General features: G+C 75.1%; 16 protein-coding genes. 9 read left to right on the top strand and 7 right to left on the bottom strand.

Annotated elements, in window-relative coordinates; all coding sequences use genetic code 11:
- Positions 1 to 99: 99 nt before the first annotated feature.
- The 7 genes from ACWCYY_RS34155 to alc all read left to right on the top strand — a co-directional run bounded on the left by ACWCYY_RS34155 (position 100) and on the right by alc (position 6,901).
- The gene (locus ACWCYY_RS34155; RefSeq protein WP_449798219.1) at positions 100 to 1,656 is read left to right on the top strand and encodes a sensor histidine kinase; all 1,557 of its coding nucleotides are present in this window, start codon (positions 100 to 102) and stop codon (positions 1,654 to 1,656) included.
- Positions 1,653 to 2,885, top strand: a complete 1,233-nt coding sequence (locus ACWCYY_RS34150) for a PP2C family protein-serine/threonine phosphatase (protein WP_345290917.1) — start codon at positions 1,653 to 1,655, stop codon at positions 2,883 to 2,885. Before ACWCYY_RS34155 ends, ACWCYY_RS34150 begins: the two co-directional genes overlap by 4 nt.
- A gap of 56 nt (positions 2,886 to 2,941) precedes the next feature.
- Positions 2,942 to 3,838 (top strand): SigB/SigF/SigG family RNA polymerase sigma factor, encoded by an 897-nt coding sequence (locus ACWCYY_RS34145; protein ID WP_345290916.1) that lies wholly within the window; start codon positions 2,942 to 2,944, stop codon positions 3,836 to 3,838.
- Between the two features lie 51 nt (positions 3,839 to 3,889).
- The gene (locus tag ACWCYY_RS34140) at positions 3,890 to 4,249 is read left to right on the top strand and encodes an STAS domain-containing protein (RefSeq protein ID WP_380150267.1); all 360 of its coding nucleotides are present in this window, start codon (positions 3,890 to 3,892) and stop codon (positions 4,247 to 4,249) included.
- Positions 4,250 to 4,333: 84 nt separating this feature from the next.
- Complete coding sequence (locus ACWCYY_RS34135; protein WP_345290914.1) at positions 4,334 to 4,786, top strand: ATP-binding protein; 453 nt, start codon at positions 4,334 to 4,336, stop codon at positions 4,784 to 4,786.
- 46 nt (positions 4,787 to 4,832) lie between these two features.
- Positions 4,833 to 5,753 carry a LysR family transcriptional regulator gene (locus tag ACWCYY_RS34130; RefSeq protein ID WP_345290913.1) on the top strand — a complete coding sequence of 307 codons (921 nt, stop codon included), beginning with the start codon at positions 4,833 to 4,835 and terminating at the stop codon, positions 5,751 to 5,753.
- 59 nt (positions 5,754 to 5,812) lie between these two features.
- On the top strand, positions 5,813 to 6,901 hold the full coding sequence (alc, locus tag ACWCYY_RS34125; RefSeq protein WP_449798218.1) for an allantoicase: 1,089 nt from the start codon (positions 5,813 to 5,815) through the stop codon (positions 6,899 to 6,901).
- Positions 6,902 to 6,925: 24 nt separating this feature from the next.
- On the opposite strand, the gene ACWCYY_RS34120 is transcribed toward alc, so the two are convergent.
- The gene (locus tag ACWCYY_RS34120) at positions 6,926 to 8,455 is read right to left on the bottom strand and encodes a cryptochrome/photolyase family protein (protein WP_449798217.1); all 1,530 of its coding nucleotides are present in this window, start codon (positions 8,453 to 8,455) and stop codon (positions 6,926 to 6,928) included.
- A gap of 85 nt (positions 8,456 to 8,540) precedes the next feature.
- Positions 8,541 to 8,903, bottom strand: coding sequence for a YbaY family lipoprotein (locus ACWCYY_RS34115; RefSeq protein WP_345290910.1), 363 nt, complete (start codon positions 8,901 to 8,903; stop codon positions 8,541 to 8,543).
- 233 nt (positions 8,904 to 9,136) lie between these two features.
- Here ACWCYY_RS34115 and ACWCYY_RS34110 point away from each other — a divergent pair, with 233 nt between their 5' ends.
- Positions 9,137 to 10,663 (top strand): S8 family peptidase, encoded by a 1,527-nt coding sequence (locus tag ACWCYY_RS34110; RefSeq protein WP_449798216.1) that lies wholly within the window; start codon positions 9,137 to 9,139, stop codon positions 10,661 to 10,663.
- A 67-nt stretch (positions 10,664 to 10,730) separates the two neighbouring features.
- Here ACWCYY_RS34110 and ACWCYY_RS34105 read toward each other — a convergent pair whose 3' ends face one another.
- From ACWCYY_RS34105 to ACWCYY_RS34095, 3 genes are all read right to left on the bottom strand, one after another.
- A complete protein-coding gene (locus ACWCYY_RS34105; RefSeq protein ID WP_449798215.1) occupies positions 10,731 to 12,197 on the bottom strand; it encodes a trypsin-like serine protease in 1,467 nt (488 codons plus the stop codon).
- Between the two features lie 115 nt (positions 12,198 to 12,312).
- Entirely contained in the window at positions 12,313 to 15,327 is a 3,015-nt protein-coding gene (locus ACWCYY_RS34100; RefSeq protein ID WP_449798214.1) for an ATP-binding protein, read from the bottom strand.
- Between the two features lie 148 nt (positions 15,328 to 15,475).
- A complete protein-coding gene (locus ACWCYY_RS34095) occupies positions 15,476 to 16,876 on the bottom strand; it encodes a nucleobase:cation symporter-2 family protein (RefSeq protein WP_449798213.1) in 1,401 nt (466 codons plus the stop codon).
- A 439-nt stretch (positions 16,877 to 17,315) separates the two neighbouring features.
- Between ACWCYY_RS34095 and ACWCYY_RS34090 the strand changes: the two genes are divergently transcribed.
- The gene (locus tag ACWCYY_RS34090) at positions 17,316 to 18,605 is read left to right on the top strand and encodes an ABC transporter substrate-binding protein (RefSeq protein ID WP_345290907.1); all 1,290 of its coding nucleotides are present in this window, start codon (positions 17,316 to 17,318) and stop codon (positions 18,603 to 18,605) included.
- Positions 18,606 to 18,928: 323 nt separating this feature from the next.
- Here the strand turns inward: ACWCYY_RS34090 and ACWCYY_RS34085 are convergent, their stop codons facing one another.
- Both ACWCYY_RS34085 and ACWCYY_RS34080 read right to left on the bottom strand, forming a co-directional pair.
- Positions 18,929 to 20,035, bottom strand: a complete 1,107-nt coding sequence (locus tag ACWCYY_RS34085; protein ID WP_380150266.1) for an FAD-dependent oxidoreductase — start codon at positions 20,033 to 20,035, stop codon at positions 18,929 to 18,931.
- A 149-nt stretch (positions 20,036 to 20,184) separates the two neighbouring features.
- Positions 20,185 to 20,553: hypothetical protein (locus ACWCYY_RS34080; RefSeq protein WP_449798212.1), on the bottom strand; the 369-nt coding region annotated here is incomplete at its 5' end.

Here is a 20,553-nt window from a genome sequence, read left to right as displayed (position 1 = left end):
GCCGCCTCCCCGACCCGCGACAACAAGCGTTGTCATGATGGCCCTACAGTATGCGCGGGCCACCTCCCCCGGATGGCCGCTACTGGAGGTGCTCAAACCATGTCCGAGGACCGAAGGCCCCCGTCCTCCCGGCCGTCGGCCGCCTGGACCACCCGGCGGTGGCTGCGGAGCGGCGCCGCGCTCGCCCTGGCGGTGCTGGCGGTGCTGGGCGTCTCCGGGTACTGGGTGCTTGACCGGACCCAGGTGCTCAGCACCGAGCTGGTGGACGTGCGGTCCCCGGCGATGTCGACCTCGTTCCGCCTGGAGTCCGCCCTGCTCAACCAGGAGACCGGCATCCGCGGCTACGGACTCACCGGGAACCCCGCGTTCCTGACGCCCTACCAGCAGGGCCTGGCGGACCAGCGGACCCACACCGCGCGGCTGGCCGAGCTGCTGCGCGGCAACGCCACCGGGCTCGCCGACCTGACGGCCCTTCAGGACGCGGTCGCCCGGTGGCAGCAGGAGACGGCCGACCCGGTCGCCGCGCTCCCGCCCGGCGCGCCGACCCCCCGGGCCGCCGAGTCGGCCGCCGCCGGCAAGGCCGCCTTCGACGCCGTCCGGGACGGACTGCGCCGCCAGCAGGAGCACCTGAGTGCCGACCGGGCGCGGGCGCGCGCGGACCTGCTGTCCACCATGCGGGTGCGCAACTGGCTGTTCGCGGCGATCGGCGCGGTCGTGCTGGTGCTCACCGTGCTGGCCTTCGAGGGGTTGCGCCGGGGCGTCACCCGCCCTCTGGAGCGGCTCGGCGCGGACGCCCGGCGGGTCGCCGGCGGCGACTTCGGGCACGCCATCACCGCCACCGGCCCGGCCGACCTGCGGCGGCTCGGCGCGGAGATCGACTCGATGCGCCTGCGCCTGGTGCGGGAGCTGGACTTCGCGGAGGAGGCCCGGCAGCGCCTGGACGAGCAGGCGGCCGACCTGCAGCGCTCCAACGCCGAGCTGGAGCAGTTCGCCTACGTCGCCTCGCACGACCTCCAGGAGCCGCTGCGCAAGGTCTCCAGCTTCACCCAGCTGCTCCAGCGCCGGTACGGCGGCCAACTCGACGCCAAGGCCGACCAGTACATCGGCTTCGCGGTCGACGGGGCCAACCGGATGCAGGCGCTGATCAACGACCTGCTGGAGTTCTCCCGGGTCGGCCGGGTGCACCAGAGCCACCAGGAGGTCGACCTGGAGCAGACCCTGGAGCGGACCCTGGACGCCCTGAGCATCTCCGTCGAGGAGGCCGGCGCCCGGATCACCCACGACCCGCTGCCCACCGTGGTGGCCGACCCCACCCAGATGGGGATGCTCTGGCAGAACCTGATCGCCAACGCGGTGAAGTTCCGCCGCCCCGGCGGGCGTCCGACGGTCCACGTCTCGGCCCGGCCCGGGGAGGACGGGCTCTGGCAGTTCGCCGTCACCGACGACGGCATCGGCATCGCCCCCGAGTTCGCCGAGCAGGTGTTCGTGATCTTCCAGCGGCTGCACACCAAGGACGCCTACGGCGGCAGCGGCATCGGCCTGGCGATGTGCCGCAAGATCGTCGAGTTCCACGGCGGCACCATCGCCGTCGACCCGGAGCACCGCGACGGCACCCGGATCGCCTTCACCCTGGCCGCCGGTCAGGAGGCCCGGTGACCTCCGCCGCCACCGCCCGCCCCGCAGCGGCCGAGGAGCAGCCGGTCTACCGGGTCCTGCTGATCGAGGACGACGAGGCCGACGCGCTCCTGGTCGAGGAACTGCTGCTGGACACCGGCCTGCCCCACGAACTCACCGTCAGCACCACGCTGGCCGACGCCAAGCAGGTCCTGACGGTCCGTCGGATCGACTGCGTCCTGCTGGACCTGCACCTGCCCGACGCGGCCGGCACCACCGCCGTGCGCGAGCTCGCCCCCGAGCACGCGGTGATCGTGCTCACCGGCCTGGCCGAGGCCAGGGCCGGCACCGAGGCGATGGCCGCCGGCGCCCAGGACTACCTGGTCAAGGGTAAGGTCGACCCCGAACTGCTGCGCCGCACCCTGCGCTACGCGGTCTACCGCAGCCGGACCGAACGGGCCGCGATGGAGGCCCGGACCGTCCGGCTGCGGGCGGAGGAGAACGCCCGGCTGGAGCGCGGCCTGCTGCCGCCGCCGATCCTCGGCACCTCCACCGTGCGGGTGACCAGCCGCTACCTGCCGGGCACCGCCATGGCGCTGCTCGGCGGTGACTTCCTGGACGTGGTCGTGGGCGACGACGGTCTGCTGCACGCCGTGGTCGGCGACGTCAGCGGACACGGCCGGGACGCCGCCGCGCTCGGCGTACTGCTGCGGATCGCCTGGCGCTCGCTGGTGCTGGGCGGCCATCGGGGCGAGGAACTGCTGGACCTGATGGAGCGGGTGCTGGTCGCCGAGCGCGGCGGCGACTCGCAGTTCGCCACCTGCACCCTGCTCACCCTCGACCAGGGCGGGGGCACCGCCACCCTGTACCTGGCCGGCCACCACGAGCCGCTGCTCACCACCCCCGCAGGCACCCGCGAGGTGCGCGCCGACCACGGCATCGCGCTCGGCATCCTGCCCGGGCTGCGGAACTGGCCCAGCACGCTCGTCCCGCTCCCGTCGGCCGGCGCCCTGACCATCTACACCGACGGCCTCACCGAGGGGCACAACGGCGGCACCGGCGAGCGGCTCGGGGTCGAGGGCCTGCTCGCGCTGATCGGCTCCGGCGTCCCGGGTGACCCCGCCGTCCACGTCGACCGGGTGATCGAGCGGGCCCAGGCCCTGAACGACGGCCGGCACACCGACGACCTCGCCGTGCTCCACCTGCAGTGGGACCGCCAAGCGCCACCCCCGGGCGCCTTCACAAGACCTTCACCATCCGCTGGTGCATGAGCTCCGAACACGGGGGTAGCCGGGCGAATGACCTGGCAGCCGAGGGAAGGACCGACATGCCCGCGATCGGGGACCAGCTCGTGACAGCCGAGCTCACCATCCCGCAGGACCGCGTACGGATCGCACCGCCGCGCGGCCACCGGGAGGTGGCCCCGGAGCTGGACGGAGTGGAGGACCTGGGCGAGGTGGCGCCGGCGGACGCCCGTGACCTGACCCGGGTGCTGCTGGCCCGCCTGGCCGGACTGGAGGAGGGCACCCGCGAGTACTCCTACGTGCGCTCCTCGCTGGTGGAGCTCAACCTCTCGCTGGTGCGCTTCGCGATGCGCCGCTTCACCGCCCACCGCGAGAGTGCGGAGGACCTGCTGCAGGTCGGTGCGGTCGGCCTGATCAAGGCGATCGACCGCTTCGACCCCGACCGCGGGGTGGAGTTCACCACCTTCGCCATCCCCACCATCCTGGGCGAGATCCGCCGCCACTTCCGCGACACCACCTGGGCCGTCCACGTCCCCCGCCGCCTGCAGGAGCTGCGCCTCGCCCTGGCCAAGGCCCAGGACCACCTCGCCCACCACCTCGACCGCGCCCCCACCGTCGCCGAGCTCGCCGAGCACCTGGGACTGACCCAGGAGGAGGTCATCGAGGGCCTGGGCGCCGCCAACGCGCACAGCGCCGACTCCCTCGACCTCCCCGTCGGCCCCGACGAGGACGCCGGCGGCGCCCTGGCCGCCCGCCTGGGCGGCAGCGACACGCGCCTCGGCCTGGTCGACGACCTGGTCTCCCTCCAGCCGCTGATCGCCGCCCTGCCCGAGCGCGAGCGGCTCATCCTGTCGATGCGCTTCACCCAGGAACTGACGCAGTCCCAGATCGGCGAGCGGCTCGGGCTCTCCCAGATGCACGTCTCCCGCCTGCTCAGCCGTACGCTCGCCAAGCTGCGCCGCGGCCTCGAATCCACCTGAGCACCCGGAGCGCGTAGAGTCATGACGACACCACTGGGGGAGGGGACGCGGATGCCGGTCCACGACGAAGGGCTGACGGCCGAGTTGAGCGCCGTCGGCGAACGCGCGGTGGTCTGCCGCCTCGTGGGCGACCTGGACGTGGAGTCGCTCTCGCCCGCCGAGCAGGTCCTCGACGATGCGTTGCACGCCCGGCCGGAGGTCGTGGTGGTCGATCTCGCCGAGGTCGGCTTCTGCGACTCCTCCGGGCTCAACCTGCTGCTCAGGACACGGGTCGCCGCCCAGGGGGCCGGGGTCGGACTGCGGCTGGCGGCGGCCTCCGCGCCCGTCCGGCGACTGCTCGAACTGACCGGCGCCGAAGCGGTGTTCGAGCTGAGCCCGAGCGTTCAGGCCGCACTCGACGGGGCCCGGTGACCACCGCGGTGAGGTCGCGTGCATCAAACGCGGCAGGGCGGGAAGCAGGCCCTGTGACGACCACCGATCGGAAGGGTTGACCGAATGACCGCGCCCCGGGAGACCCTGACCGTCCGTCACTCCGGAGCCGCCCCCGCCTTCCCGCCCGGCGGCCAGCGCCGGCGGCTGGCCCTGGCCGGGCAGCGCAAGCCCGTCGCCCGCGCCCGCGAGTTCACCCTCGGCGCACTGGCGGACTGGTCCTGGCCCGGCGCCGAGGACGTGGTGCTGCTGGTGGCCGAGCTGGTGGCCAACGCCATGCTGCACGCGGACGGCCCGCTCGACGTGGTGCTCGACGTGGCCGAGGCCCGGCTGCGGATCGAGGTGAGCGACACCTCCCCGCAGCTGCCCGTGCTCCGCGAGCCGCACCGCCCCGGCGTGCCCGGCGGCCACGGCCTCTACATCGTGCAGCAGGCCTCCGACCGCTGGGGCGCCGCACCCAACCCGCAGGGCAAGACCGTCTGGGCCGAGATCGACGCCACGGGCCCGACCACCCCCTGACCGACGGGCCCGGCCGCCGGAGGAAACGGCCCCCTAAGCTGGCCCGATGGGCGGAGCGACGGGCGAATGGGACCTGAGACGGCTGCGGGTGCTGCGGGCGGTCGACGAGTGCGGGACGGTGACGGCCGCCGCCGAGCGGCTGCACCTGTCGGTCTCGGCGGTCTCGCAGCAGGTCTCGGCGCTGGCCCGCCAGGTGGGGGCGCCGATGCTGGAGCCGTACGGACGGCGCGTCCGCCTCACCCCGGCGGCCCGGCTGGTGCTGCGTCACGCGGCCGTGGTCTTCGGCCAGTTGGAGCGCGCCGAGGCGGAGCTCGCGGGCTACCTGCACGGCGAGGCGGGCGAGGTGCGGGTCGGTGCCTTCGCCACCGCGATCACCGGGCTGGTGGTCCCGGCCGTGGCGGGGCTGCGCACCTCCGTGCCCGGGCTGACCGTACGGGTCGAGGAGGCCGAGGCGGAGGAGGCACTGCGGCTGCTCACCACCGGTGAGGTGGACCTGGCGCTGTCGCTCGCCGTCGGGCCGGTCGGCCGCGGGCCCGGCCTGGTCGAGACGGCGCTGCTCACCGATCCGATGGACGTGGCCCTGCCGCCCGGCCATCCGCTGGCCGCCGCACCCGGCCTGCGGCTGGCCGACCTGGCGGAGGAGGGGTGGATCTACGGCGCCGACGGCCCCTGGCGGGAGATCACCCTGGAGGCCTGCGCCAGGGCCGGGTTCGTCCCCGGGCGGGCGCACACCGCCGTGGACTGGGCCGCCATCCTGGCCCTGGTCACGGCCGGGCTCGGGGTGGCCCTGGTGCCCCGGCTGGCCTCGGCCGGCCGGGTCGGTGCGGCGGTGATCCGCCCGCTGCCCGAGGACCTGCCCGTCCGCCGGGTGGTGGCCGCGGTCCGGGCCGGGACCGAGTCCACGCCGCCGCTGCGCCGGGTGCTGGCCGAGCTGGCCGGGGTGGCCCGGACCCTTCAGTCCAGCTGAACGGTTCGCTCAGAACTCTGCGATGGACCTGACAGGTCGTCAGGGCCGATGGTGGATCCATGACCACACAGCCTTCCGCAACCGCCACGCCGACCGACGCCTCCGCCCCGCCGTACGCCGGTGGCAACCCCTACGCCGACTACCGCTCCGGCGAGTTCCCGTTCACCGAGCTGGTCGACCTCGCCGACCGCCGCCTCGGCGGCGCCGTGCTCGCCGCGAACGACGAACTCTTCGCCGACCGGGAGAACCTGCTGCTGCCCCACCCCGCCGAGTTCCGGCCGCACACCTTCGGCAACAAGGGCCAGATCATGGACGGTTGGGAGACCCGCCGCCGCCGGGGTGCCGACGGCCGCCCGCACCCCGGAGCCGACGAGCACGACTGGGCGCTGATCCGCCTCGGCGTGCCGGGCGTGGTGCACGGCGTGGTGGTCGACACCGCGCACTTCCGGGGCAACCACCCCCTGCACGTCGCCGTCGAGGGCACCGAACTCCCCGGCACCCCGGGCCCGGAGGAGCTGCTGGCGGCCGACACCGCCTGGCACCCGCTGGTGCCCCGCTCGCCGGTGCGCGGCCACGCCGCCAACGGCTTCGCGGTGGAGGGCGGCCGCCGCTTCACCCACCTGAGACTGCGTCAGTACCCGGACGGCGGCATCGCCCGCCTGCGGGTGCACGGCGAGGCCCGGCCCGACCACGCCTGGCTGGCCGCGCTCGGCACCTTCGACCTGGCGGCGGTCGAGAACGGCGGCACCGTCGAGGACGCCTCGGACCGCTTCTTCTCCTCCCCGGTGAGCATCGCGCTGCCCGGCAAGTCCGGCGCGATGGGCGACGGTTGGGAGAACCGCCGGCGCCGCGACGGCGGCCACGACTGGGTCCGGCTGCGGCTGGCCGGGCGCGGCGCGATCCGGGCGGTGGAGATCGACACCGGCTACTACGTCGGCAACGCCGCCGGGTGGGCCGGCCTGTGGGGCCGCGACGAGGAGGCCGCCGACCCGGACGCCTGGTTCGAGCTCCTCCCGCCCACCCGCCTGCAGCCCGACGCAGTCCACCGCCTGCTGCTGGACGCACCCCGCCCGGCCACCCACGTCCGCCTGGACGTCTTCCCGGACGGCGGCATCGCGCGCCTGCGCCTCCACGGCAGCCTGGTCTGACCGGCCGTCACCCCCTCCCGCTCCTCACGGCGGCGCCTGCCCGCGCTCGCGCTCGGCGGCCAGCACCTCCTCCAGGCCGCCGAGCCGGCGCAGGCCCGCCACCGCGCGTGAGGTGCGGTGGTTGGCCGCCAGCAGCTCCCGGTGGCGGTGGACGAAGGCCCAGTAGCCGGTGGTGAACGGACAGGCCCGCGGCCCCAGGCGCTCGGTCGGCCGGTAGGCGCACGGCCCGCAGTGGTCGCCCATCCGGTGCAGGTAGGCGCCCCCGGCCGCGTACGGCTTGGTGGTGACCAGCCCGCCGTCGGCGTACTGGGACATCCCCAGCACGTTGGCGGCCATCACCCAGTCGTAGCCGTCCACGAAGCAGCGGTGGAACCAGTCGGTCAACTCGGCCGGGTCCCAGCCGTGCTGGAGCGCCCAGTTGCCGAGCACCATCAGCCGGGGGATGTGGTGCACCCACCCGTGGTCCCGCACCAGGGCCAGCGTCCCGGCCAGGCAGCGGGCGGTGACGGCGTCGGCGTCCAGCTCGCGGAACCACTCCGGCAGCGGCTCGTGGTGGCCCAGGCGGTTGACCTCCCGGTACTCCGGGCCGAGGTGCCAGTACAGCTGCCAGACGTACTCGCGCCAGCCCGCCACCTGCCGGACGAAGCCCTCCGCGCTGTTCAGCGGCACCGCACCGGACCGGTACGCCGCCTCGGCGGCGGCCACGCACTCGCCCGGGTCCAGCAGACCGAGGTTGAGCGGCACGGAGAGCGCGCTGTGCGCCATCCACGGATCGGCGTGCAGCATCGCGTCCTCGTAGCGGCCGAAGTCCGGCAGCCGGTGCTCGACGAAGTGCGCCAGCGCCTCCCGCGCCTCGGCCCTGGTCGCGGCGAACCGGCGCGGCCCGTCCCGCCCCACGAAGGCCACCTCGCCGGCCCGCTCCCAGCGGTCCAGATCGGCCCGCACCTCCTCGTCGATCCCGTCCTCCCGGGGCTCGAACGGCGGCGGCACGGGCAGCGCGGCGACGCCCCTGGGTGGCGGCTCCCGGTTGTCGTGGTCGAGGTTCCACCGCCCGCCGGCCGGCCCGCCGTCGGGCTCCAGCAGCAGGTGCTCCGCCCGCCGCACCCGGTGGTAGAAGTCCTCCATCACCAGCCGCCGCGACCGCGGCGGCCCGGCCCACCGCCGGAAGTCGGCGAACGGCACCAGGAAACCGCGCGGCGCCAGCACCGTCACCGAGGGCATCGCCGACACCAACCCCAGCGCGGCCCGCGAGGTCGGATGACACACCGTCACCTCCGCGCCCGCCCCGACGGCCTCGGCGAGCCCCTCCCGGTAGGTCTCGGCCCGCACGTACCGCACCCGGTCACCGAGCTCGGCGGCCGCGTGCCGCATCGCCGACAGCACCAGGTGTGCCTTGGCCCGGTGGAACCTCCGCCGCCGCAGCACCGACCGGGCCTCGACCATCACGATCGGCGCCGCCTCGTCCGGCCCGCCCTCCCCGGGCTCCCGGAAGTGCGGCCCCAGCTGGTCCCCGAAGACCCAGTGCGGACGAGCACCTCCGCGCTTCGCTGCCACCGCCACGCTCCCTCCGTCCGCACCACCGTGGCGTCCGTCGGTGGTGGCCGCCCACCCGCAGCGATCGTGCAGCGGCTCGGCCGGCTCAGCCCCCGGGGGCGTAGCGCTCCAGCCGGACCGTCACGGTGCGGTCACCGGGCCGGATCTGATGGTGGGTCGTGCTGAGCCAGTCGCCGGGGCGCAGCCACTCGCCGTCGGACGGGGCCCAGCCGAGGTTGAGCACCGCGCTCGCGGCGTAGCGCGCAACGGCCTCGGGCTCCGGCAACGCGAGGGCGAAGGCGGTCGGCACCGTGCCGCCGGAGGGGACGGGAACCGAGCGGGAGGCGACCGTGCGGGCGGGGGCGTCCATCAGCGAGACGTCCTGCACCCGGACCGCCAGCACCCCGCCGCCGGCCAGGTCCGGCCATCCGTCCGGCCCGAACTCAAGGTCCACTGTGATCCGCATCATGCCCCGACGCTACCGGCCCGCTCCGGTGACGGCCCGTCACTCCTCGGCGGTCCGGACGGCGCCGTCGGCCGCTCCCCGCCGCCGCATCCGGATTTCCTAGGTAGCCCTACGGGGCCCCACCTCGCTTGTTCGCCCGGAGAGCACCCCCAACAGTGAGGCAGCGGTGGCGGTGGCCACCGCCCGCGGCGCGGTCCCGCCCCGCGGTCCCCTGCACGAGCAAGTGGAGCCAGAGCATGCGCAGACTCCTCGTCGCGGCAGCGGCGATACCGGTCCTCCTCGCCCTCGCCGCCCCGGCCGGCGCCGCCCAGCCCGAGGGCACCGTGGTGGCGGCCCGGCAGCACTACGGGGACCAGTACGTCGTGGTCCTCAAGGGCGGCGCCGCCCTCGCCGGGGCGTCCGCCCTGGCCGGGCAGTACGGCGGCACGGTCCGCTCGACGTACAGCCAGGCCCTGCACGGCTTCTCGGCCAAGGGCCTGACGGCCCGCCAGGCGCGCCGGCTGGCGGCCGACCCGGCGGTGGCGGCGGTCTACGAGGACGGCACCGCCCGGACGGCCGGCACCCAGGCGAACCCGACCTGGGGGCTGGACCGGATCGACCAGAAGGCGCTGCCCCGGGACAAGTCCTACACCTACCCCAACACCGGGGAGGGCGTCACGGCCTACGTGCTGGACACCGGGATCAAGCCCGACAACCCCGAGTACGAGGGCCGGGCCTCGGTCGGCAAGGACTTCGTCGGCAGCGGCGGCGCCGACGGCTTCGGGCACGGCAGCCACGTCGCGGGCACCATCGGCAGCAAGACCTACGGGGTGGCCAAGAAGGTCAAGCTGGTCGCGCTCAAGGTCCTCGGCGGGGACTGCTCCAACACCGGGCCGGACTCCGCCGCGGTGGACGCGATCGAGTGGCTGACGGTGAACGCGGCCAAGCCGGCCGTGGCCAACATGAGCATGACGATGGACCAGGTCGGCGTCGGCGACGAGGCGCTCAAGCGCTCGGTGGCGGCCGGGATCACCTACGCCGTGGCGGCGGGCAACAGCAGCACCGACGCCTGCGGCACCAGCCCGGCCCGGGTGCCGGAGGTGATCACCGTCAACGCCTCCGACGAGTCGGACAACCGCGCGTCCTTCTCCAACTACGGCTCCTGCACGGACATCTTCGCCCCGGGCAACAACGTCGTCTCGCTGGGGCTGAACAGCGGCAGCAGCGCGACCATGAGCGGCACCTCGATGGCCTCCCCGCACGTGGCCGGCGCCGCCGCGCTCTACCTGGCCGCCAACCCCACCGCCACCCCGAAGGCCGTCCGGGACGCGCTGGTGGCCGGGGCCACCGACGGCGTGGTGAAGAACGCCGGCTCCGGCTCGCCGAACAAGCTGCTCAACGTCTCGTTCATCGGCGGCGACACCCCGCCCCCGGCCTGCGCCCCGCGCTCCACCACCACGCCGGTGGCGATCCCGGACGCCGGTGCGGCGGTGAGCAGTTCGGTCACCCAGCAGGGCTGTGACGGCAAGGCACCGGCGGCGCTCGCGGTGAAGGTGGACATCGGCCACACCTACACCGCCGATCTGGTGGTGGACCTGGTCGGACCGAGCGGCGCGGTCTTCTCCCTGCAGAAGGCCGGCGGCGTCGGGTCGGCGGCCGGCCTCCACACCACCTACACGGTGAACGCCTCGGCCGAGACGGCGAACGGCACCTGGTCGCTGCGGGTGCAGGACGTGTACCGCTTCGACACCGGCACCGTCGAGGGCTTCACGCTCACCTTCTGACCCGCCGTCAGCACGCGCCGAAGAGGGCCGCACCCCGCCGGGTGCGGCCCTCCCCGTCATCCCGCCGCTACCGGACGGTGAGGGTGTACGTCGCCGTCGCGGTCTTCCCGGCGGCGTCCTTCGCCGTCACGGTGACCGGGTAGGTCCCGGCCTGGAACGGGGCGACCACCTGCATCTGGGAGGTCCCGGAGCCGTTCACCGAGGCGGGGCTGAACGAGGGCGGGATCGGCAGGCCGGGGCCGGTGGCCGAGAGCTTCACGGTGCCGGTGCCGCCGGTGACGGTCACCGTCACGTTCAGGAAGAAGCCGGGCGAGGAGGTGCCGCCGGTCGGGTTGACGGAGACCTTGAGGTCACCGGGGGCGGGGGTGCCCGCGCCGACGGTCAGGGTGAGCTTGGTGGTGGCGGTGCCGCTCGGGCCGGTGCCGGTGACGGTCACCTGGTAGTCGCCCTGCGGGGTGGTCGACGCCGTCTCGACGGTGAGCTTGGCGTTGGTGCCGGTGCTGATCGAGGAGGGCTGGAAGGTGGCCTTCGCCCCCTGCGGCAGGCCGGAGGCGGTCAGCTCGACCGTCTCGCTGCCGTTCTGGCCGGCGGTGCTCGTCACCGTGGTGGACACGGACTTGCCCGGGTCCACCTTGACGGCGGCGGGGGAGAGGCCGAGGGAGAAGGTCTGCGGAGGCTGGGTGCCGCCGATCTGCTCCTTGACCCAGTCGCCCATGTCGTTGTTGAGCCGCCCGTAGACGCTGTACCACTTGAAGTCGCTGCGGCTCCAGGAGGCGACGCCCACCACCTTGCCGTCCACGATCAGCGGGCCGCCGCTGTCCCCGGGCAGGATCGAGACGTGCCCGTCGGAGTAGCCGCTGCAGATCATCGTGGCGTCCTGGAATCCGGCGCCGACGCCGTTGCAGTTGGACCCGGCCACGATCGGCAGGCCGAACTTGGTGAGGGTGACGTCCTTGGAGTCGTCGTTGAAGTCCTTCTTGCCGTAGCCCAGGCCCAGCCCCGTCTTCCCGGGCTTGTGGAGCTCGGTGTCGGCGGAGGTGGCCACCGTGGCGTACTTGCCGCCCGGCACCGGGACGTCCTGGTCGGTGGTGACCACCGCGACGTCGTACCCCTGGTCGAAGTTCACGTACTTGGGGTGGGTGTCGTAGCTGACCACGCCGATCCTGGTGCCGCCCGAGGCGTTCAGGTCGTCCAGGCCGTAGAGGAAGGACTTCTGTCCCTCGGCGGCCTTGCAGTGCGCGGCGATCAGGATCTTGCGGGGGGCCACCACCGAGCCGGTGCAGGTCTGGCCCTGCGGTCGCGAACCCCCTTGCCGCAGACCGGCGATGACGAACGGATAGTCCTTGACGGAGGCGGGCGTGCCGCCCACCGACTGCGGCGTGACGTCCGCGTGCGGCAGCGGGGTGTCGCCGAGCGGCGCGACGGCCGGGGGCGGGGACCCGGCCGCCCCGGCGGTGGAGGCGGTCGGGAGGGCGAGCAGCGGCAGGGCGAGCACGGCGGTCAGGACGCCCAGCGCGCGGTGGTTCGGTTTCACGGCAGCTCCTTGTCGGGGTGGTGTGCTGCCGGTAACCCTCGGGGCGCGGCCCCGGGGGGAACAATCGGTGGACCGCCCCGTACGGCTACGGAAAGAATGCGGCGCCGACGGGCCGTCAGCCCGCCTCCGCCGCGGGCTCGGGGACGCTGGTCACCTCCGTGCGCGAGCCGACCTTGAGCTTGCGCAGCACGTTCACCACGTGCTGCTCGACCGTCCGGACCGAGAGGAAGAGGGCCTCCGCGATCTCCCGGTTGGTGTGGCCGTCCACGAGCAGCCGGGCGACGTCGTGCTCCCGGGGCGACAGCCGGTCGCCGTAGCCCCGGCGCCCGCGCCGGGACGGTGCGGGGGAACCGGTGGCCCGGAAGGCGTGGCGGCACCGCGCCGCGTCGCGTGGTGCTCCCAACTCCACGAACCGGTCGGCCAGTTCCCCGAGTACGGCGGGTGCGCCAGGATCGCCCAGATCGAGGCGGCAGCGGGCGGCGCGCTCGGCCGCGAGGGCCGCCGGATAGGGCGCGGGCAGCCGCTCGTACAGCGCCCCGGCCCGGTCGAACCAGCTCGCGGCGGTGGCCGGATCGCCGTCGTGGGCGGCGACCACGCCCCGGGCCCGGGCCAGCGCGGCCCGGGCCGTCGGGGCGGCCAACGCGGCGCTCTCGCGGTCGAGTTCGGCGATCAGCCGGAGCGCGGAGGCGGCCCGGCCGGTCCGGCAGAACGCCTCGGCCGCGGCCGGGACGAGCTCGCCGGCCCAGGCCCAGACGCCCTTGGCCCGCAGCAGCCGCAGGCCGCGGCCGGCCTCCTCGGCGGCGGCCCGGTCGGCGTCCTGGGCGAGCAGCAGGCCGACCAGACCGGCGTGCGCGGCGATCGCCACCGGGGTGACGGCGTTGTCCGGCTGGTGCACGCCGGTCGCGGCGAAGTGGGCGGCGGCTCGGTCCCAGGCGCCCCGGGACGCCGCGAGCAGTCCGAGGACCAGCTCCAGTTCGCTCGCCACCGGCAGCAACTCCCGGTACTCGGCGAGCAGTTCGTCGGCCCGCTGCTCCAGCCCGGCCCACTGCCCGGTGAGCCAGTCGAGGTGGACGGCGGTGGCCCGGGCGGTGCTCAGCACGTACGGGGCGCCGGCGTCGGCCGCCAGCCGGAGACCGCGCTGGAGCAGGCCGCGGGCCCGGCGGTGGTGGCCGGTCCAGGCGCCGGCGTCGGCGGCGTTGCAGTAGAGCCTGGCCAGTTGGCGCAGCTCCTCGGGCGTCCCCGCCTCGACCGGCAGCCCGTCGGCCACCTCCCAGGCCCCCGGGTCGCCGGTGTGGAGGCGGGAGGCGATGTTGTTGGCCGCCAGGGTGAGCCGCAGCCGGGGGTCGTCGGTGGCCCCGATCAGCGCGTCCACCCGGTGCAGCCACGGCAGGTGCGCGTCCAGCGGGGACGCGCCGAGGTACGGCTGCGCGAGCACCGCCATGCCGAGCCCGACGAGGTCCGGACGGTGCGCCAGACCCGTCAGCGCGAGCTCGATCTCCACCCGGGCCGCCTCCAGGCCGTCGGCCTGACGGATCAGCAACAGTCCCAGGCTGAGCCGGAGTTCGGCGGCCCGGGGAGCGGACAGCCGGTCCCCGGCGAGCAGTCCGGTCAGCAGCGGGAGCACCTCGCGCTGGGCGACGCCGGTGAAGGCGACGGCGCCGAGCTTCGCCGCCAGGCGGTCCACGTCCTCGGCGCCGAGCCGGTCCGGGCCCGGACGGGCGCCGCCGCCTTCGCCCGTGCCGGCCTCCGGGGAACGGAGGAGGGCCTGGAGCAGGCGGATCGCGGTCGTCGGATCGCCGGTCCCGATCGCCCGGTCGGCGGCCGCCTCGCCGTACCGCAGGTAGCCGGCGTGGTCACCGGCCAGCCGGCTCTGCTCGGCGAGCCTGGCCCACGGCTCGGGCCGCTCCCCGAGCAGGGCGGCCACCGCCCGGCGGTGCAGCTCCTGGCGGCGGGGGCCGGGGACCGTCGCGTAGACCGCCTGCCGGGCCAGCTCGTGGCGGCAGGCGTAGCGGCAGTCCGCGACCTCGACCAGCGCGGCCCGCTCCAGGGCGGTGCTCAGGGCCCGGCGGCCCTGCGCGGGCGCCAGGCCGGCCACGGCGGACAGCAGGTGCGCGGGGGCGGGCTCCGCCAGGACGGCGGCCGCCTCGGTGACCCGGCGGGCGGCGAGCGGAAGCCCCGCCAGCCGCTCCGCCGTCGACTCCAGCAGCACCGGCGGCAGCGGGGCGGTCTCCAGCAGCCTCCGGGCCGTGAGCTCGTCGCTCGGCGGCACGCCGCCCTGGCCCGTACCGCCCTGGCCCGTACCGCCCTGGACCGCTCCGCCCCGGCCGCCGCCCCGACCCGGGGTGCTCCGGTGGTGTCCCGCCGGGGCCCCGAGCACCGCCACCACGACCTGCGGCAGCCCCGCCGTCCGGTCGTGCAGCCGGGCCGCGAGGGCGGCGGGCACCTCCGGCAGGCCCAGCAGGCCGGCCGCCAGGCGCCCCACCTCGGCCACCTCCAGCGGGCCGAGCCGGACGCGCAGGCTGGTGCCGCCCGGCCCGGGCCGGAACGCCCGGCCCAGCGGCAGTCCGCCGGGGGAGTCCTCCGGACGGTGCGTCAGCAGCAGGACGGTGCGCGCCGGCAGGTCGTCCAGCAGGAAGCGCAGCAGCCGCCGGGAGTGGTCGTCGGCCCACTGGAGGTCCTCCACCACGAGCACCAGCGGGCCCAGCAGGTCCAGGAGTTCGCGCACCGCGCGGAAGAACCGGTGCGTCTGTGCGCGCGGGTCGCCGAGCGGAGCGGGGGGTGCGGGAAGGTGCGCCGCAAGCTCGGGCAGGTGACCGCCCAGGACCCCGAGCAGGGGACTGTGCCGTGCGGTGGCGGGCAGCCGGGCGGCCGCCCCGAGGAGCGCCTCCACGACCACGCCGTACGGGAACGGCTCCCGCGAGGCCCGGCAGCGGCCGGTGAGCATCCGGTGCCCGGCCAGCCTCGGCGCGGCCAGCAGCTCCGTGACCAGCCTGGTCTTCCCGACCCCGGCCTCACCCTCCAGGACCAGCACGGCGGGAGGCGAGAGCGCGGCGGTCAGCAGCGCGTCCAGCTCCTCGGCCCGGCCGACCAGCGGGGGCGTGCCGGGGCCGGCCACGATCCTGGAACCCATGGACACCCCGATCCGGTCCGCCGGACGCGCCGACGGCGTCCGCTCCACCCGGGCCGGGTGAAACGGGGTCAAGTGTCCTGAGCCGCCCGCTCCTCGGCAAGGGAACGGGCGGCGCGGGCAGGACCGGCGGTGTCGGGCGGACGGGGCGTCAGGCCGGGTCGGCGACCCGGCCGAGGGCCTCGACCTGCTGCTCGGGGACGTACGCGGGCGGGATCTCGCGGCCGCGTCCGAGGTGGTTGAAGAGCAGGTTCAGGACGACCGCCAGCAGGCAGCCCACCGAGATGCCGGAGTGCAGGACGGTGGCGAGCTGCTCGGGGAAGGCCCGGTAGAAGCCGGGGAAGGCGATCGGGAAGATGCCGAAGGCCAGGCTGACCGCGACGATGACGGCGTTGGAGCCCAGGCTCAGGTCGGCCTTGCCGAGGGTGCGGATGCCGGCCACGGCCACCGAGCCGAAGAGCACCACGCCCGCGCCGCCGAGCACCGGCTGCGGCACCAGCGAGACCAGCCCGCCGACCACCGGCAGCAGGCCCATGACCACCAGGAAGACGCCGGCCAGCGCGACCACGAAGCGGCTGCGGATCCGGGTGAGGGCGACCAGGCCGATGTTCTGGGCGAAGGCCGAGCAGATGAAGCCGTTGAAGACACCGCCGAAGGCGGTCGCCAGCCCGTCCGCCCGCAGGCCGCCGGCGATGGTGCGGTCGTCCGCGGGGCGCTCCACCACCTCGCCGAGGGCGATCATGTCGGCGGTGGACTCGGTCATCGAGACCACCATCACCACCAGCATGGAGACGATCGCCGCGAGTTGGAACTGCGGGGCGCCGAAGGCGAAGGGGTGCGGCAGTTCGAAGAGCGGCAGCTCGCCGAGCGCGCCGGCGTCGACCTTGCCGAACGGGATCGCCACCAGGGTGCCGACCAGCATCCCGAGCAGGATCGAGATCCGTTGCAGGAAGCCGCGCAGGAAGCGGTTGAAGAGCAGGACGGCGAGCAGGGTCACCCCGGCCAGGCCGAGGTTGCCGAGCGAACCGTAGCCGGGGGCGAGGGAGTTGCCGCCCTGCGCCCAGTTCCCCGCGACGGGGAGCAGGGAGATGCCGATCAGGGTGATCACGGTGCCGCTGACCACCGGCGGGAAGAACCTGACGAGCCGGCAGAAGAGCGGTGCGAGCAGGAAGCAGAACAGGCCGGCGACCAGGGTCGAGCCGAAGATGAGCGGCAGCGCCGCGCCCTTCTCGGCCTCGATCACCGCCAGGATCGGCGACACGGTGGCGAACGAGACGCCGTTGACGAACGGCAGTCGGGAGCCGATGCCCCAGGGGCCCAGGGTCTGCAGCAGGGTGGCGACGCCGGCGATGAACAGACTGGCGGCCAGCAGGGTGGTCAGCTGAGCGGGGGTCAGGCCGGCCGCCGCGCCGATGATCAGGGGCGGTGCGGCGACCCCCGCGTACATGCTGGCCACGTGCTGGAGGGCGACGGTCGCCATCCGGCCGGGCGGCAGCAGCTCGTCGACGGGGTGCGGTGCCGGGCCGGGCTCGGCGGCGGTCCGAGGTCTCACGTGTGGTTCCTCCACGTCCAAGGATTCTTCGGGTCCGGGAACGGCGACCGCTGGGGGACGCGGCGACGTTGGGACGACCCCGGCGGGCGGGAGGGAAGCCGCTCGCCAGCCGGCTCCTGCGGCGAACAGGACCGGCCCATGGGTGGATCCACGATGCGGAATCAGGATTCCGCGCTTCGAGGTGCAACAGAATGTAGAAACCCTGCGCGCCCTGGTCAATAGCTCCGGCCCGATTGCCCGCCCCGGGCGTGAGCTCTGTGCGTTCTGCCAAGGGCCGAGGAATCTGACCGTGTGCTGACAAGGCGTGCGGCGTCCGGGCATGCGGTGGTGGCGGTACGGCCTCGATTCGATCAAAGTCATTGACGTACAGCCGATTTCTGGCGGCATACTGCTGGTCACCCCCACGCCGTCCCGTGCGACACCGATGCAAGGACCACCCGTGACCAGCTCCCCGAGACGACGCTGTCTCGGCGCCCTCGCCGCCCTCATGATGGCCGCGGCGACCGCCTCCTGCTCCAGTCCTGCCGCCGACACCGGCACCACCGTCACCTTCTGGGGATGGGCCCCCGGCTACGCCGAGGCGGCCGCCGCCTACACCGCCGAGCACCCGAAGACCCGGATCGAGTTCCGGCCGACCGACCCCGGCAGCAAGGGCGGCTACGACGCGATGCTGCAGGCGATAGCCGACGGGAAGGGCCCCTGCCTGGTCCAGGTCGGCTACGAGTCCCTCCCGGCCTTCGTCGCGGCGAAGGCCGTCACCCCCGTCGACACCGCCGCCGCCCGGGTGCTGTTCCCCGAATCCGCCTGGTCCCAGGTGACGGTGGACGGCGACGCCTACGGGATGCCCGTCGACGTCGGCCCGATGGCGCTCTTCTACCGGCGCGACGTCTACCAGCGGTACGGCATGCGCCCGCAGTCCACCTGGGAGGAGTTCGCCCGCGACGCCGACCGGCTGCACCGGGTGGCCCCGCGCACCACGCTCACCGCCTTCACCCCCGACGACCCCTGGTGGTTCACCGCCCTCGCCGCCCAGGCCGGGGCCCAGTGGTTCGCCACCCAGGGCGGCAAGTGGCAGGTGGACATCGCCGGCCAGGCCACCGCCGCCACCGCCCAGTACTGGCAAGGGCTGGTGGACAAGGGGCTGGTGGCGGTCCGTCAGGGATTCTCCGCCGAGCTCTACAAGAGCCTGGGCGACGGCACCGTCGCGGCCTTCCCCGCCCCCGTCTGGTACGCCGCCCTGCTGGAGGAGAACGCCCCCGGCGCCTCCGGCGCCTGGGCGGTCGCCCCGCTCCCCGGCTGGGGCAAGGGCAACGACCCGGCCGTCTTCGACGGCGGCTCCGCCACCGCCGTGGCCCGGGGCTGCGCCCAGCCGGGGGCCGCCGCCGACTTCGCGGCCTGGCTCGGCACCGACCGCAAGGCCCTGGACATCCTGGTCGAGAAGGCCCGCATCTACCCGGCGGCCGTCGCCACCGACACCCTCCCCGCCCTCAACGCCCCCAGCCCCTACTTCGGCGGCCAGGTCATCGGCGACGTCTTCCGCCAACTCGGCGCCTCGGGCAGCTCCCGCTGGCGCTGGGGCCCGGCGATGGCCGCCACCTCCAAGTCGCTCACCGCGGAGCTGCCCAAGGCACTCAAGAACCGGACGCCGCTGAGCGGAGCGCTGCGCACGGTCCAGGACGCGACGGTCGAGTCCATGCGGAGCCAGGGCCTCCCGCTGGCGGGCGGTTGACGGCGGCTCGGGCAGGTGAGGACGCTGCGCGGGGACATCGGGAGCGTTCGAGAGCTGGACACCGCAGGCCGAAGGGCCCCGCTCACGGGCGAAGGCCGCCGCAGGCTGGTCGCCGCGGAGGTGCTTCAGGCGTGTTCCGGACCCCGAACCGCCGAGCGGCCCACCCCTCGCAGCCGGCTGACGGTGCGCCAGGCGCGGCAGGGCGACAGGCAGTTGCCGCAGGCAGCTGCACTGTCCGCCTGCTGCCAGTCGCTGGCGCGTGCCCCTTCTCGGCTGTTGCCAGTCGCTGGCGCACGTCGCCTGCCGTCCGTCGCTGCCGCAGGCTACGCCGCTCCGAGCGCCGCCGCGAAGCCCTCGAGGTCGTCCGCGCCGACGTGCTCCGCGGCGGCGACCTCGGCGCTGCGGACGAACATCTCCTGCTCGTAGGCGGCCAGCGCGGCCTCCGGCTCGCCCGGGTGGGCGGCGATCGCGAGGCCGAGCTCGGCGCCGTCCAGCAGGGCGAGGTTGGCGCCCTCGCCGTTCGGCGGCTGGAGGTGGGCGGCGTCGCCGAGCAGCGTCACCCCGGGGACGCGCTCCCACCGGTGGTCGCCCGGCAGGCCGAAGTGCGGGCGCAGCACGGGCGCGCTGTCGCCCTCCGCCACCAGCGCGGCCAGGGCGGGGGCCCAGTCCGCGTACTCGGCCGCGATCCGCCGCCGGGCGGCGGCCGGCTCGGCGAAGTCGACCGCCTCGAACCACTCCTGAGGGCGGGTCAGCAGCGCGTAGACGTGCAGCGTGCCGCCCCCCGCCCGGTGGGCGAACAGCTCCTGCCCCTCGCCGGGCACGATCATCGACCCGCCGCCGACCGCCGCCGCTCCGGCCGGGCACCGGGTGTCCGCCTCGTACAGGTGGGTCTCCACCGAGGAGGTCCCGGAGTACTGCGGCACCGCGTCCGAGAGCAGTGGCCGCACCCGCGACCAGGCGCCGTCCGCGCCGACCAGCAGACCGGTGGTGACGCTCGCGCCGTCGGCGAAGGCCACCTCGTGGCGGCCGCCGCCCAGCGCGCGGGTGGTGGCGACCTTGCGGCCCCAGCGGACGGTGCCGGGCGGGAGCGACTCCAGCAGGATCCGGCGCAGCTCGCCGCGCTCCACCTCGGGGCGGCCGCCGCTGCCGTCGTCGGGCTTGTCCAGCAGGACGGTGCCGTCGGTCGCCAGCACGCGCAGCGCCTGCCGGCCGGGCAGCACGATCTTCTCGAACTCCTCCGTCAACCCGGCTGCCCGGATCGCCAGTTGGCCGTTGTAGTCATGGATGTCCAGCAGCCCGCCCTGGGCCCGCTCGGCGGGCGAGGACTCCGCCTCGTAGACGGTGGCGGGGATACCGTGGACGTGCAGGACGCGGGCCAGCGCGAGGCCGCCGAGTCCGGCGCCGATGATCGTGACGTGGGTGTCGTGCACGGTGACTCCTTCGAGGCCGGGCCGCCCGGTGGATCCGGGCCGCCGTCCCTTCCGAAGGTGCCGGGCCCCACCGGCAGGCCGCTGACATCCCACCGACAGCCGCCGTCATCCCGGTGTCAGGGCGCGGCGCCGCCGGACGCGCGGCGCCGTCAGACGTGCGGCGTGGTCGGGCCACCGGCCGTGCGGGTCTGCCCGAGCGGAGCCAGGGCGGTGGCGGCCGCCGCCAGCGACTCCGCGAGCAGCGCGGCGGTACGGCCGGCCTCGTAGAGGTGCTCGCGGGCGTCCCGCGCCAGCCGGACGCCGTCGAAGTCCTCCGCCAGCGGGGTGCCGATCCGGCCGGTGGCCTGCTCGCCGCTGAGGAACGTGCCCACCTGGTCGAGCAGGTCGGGCAGGCGCGCGGTCAGCCCCGCCAAGGCGTTGACCGCCGCAGCGGCGTCGGTGGGGTGGATCAGGCCCGGCGCGGCGCCCCGGCGAGCGGCCCCCCCCCCCGCCCGCGCCACCGCGGCCCACCCCGCCGG

It is taken from the genome of Kitasatospora sp. NPDC001664, assembly GCF_053596675.1.
The sequence above is the reverse complement of the archived record's forward strand: the minus strand, read 5'-3'. Positions and strand labels throughout refer to the sequence as shown.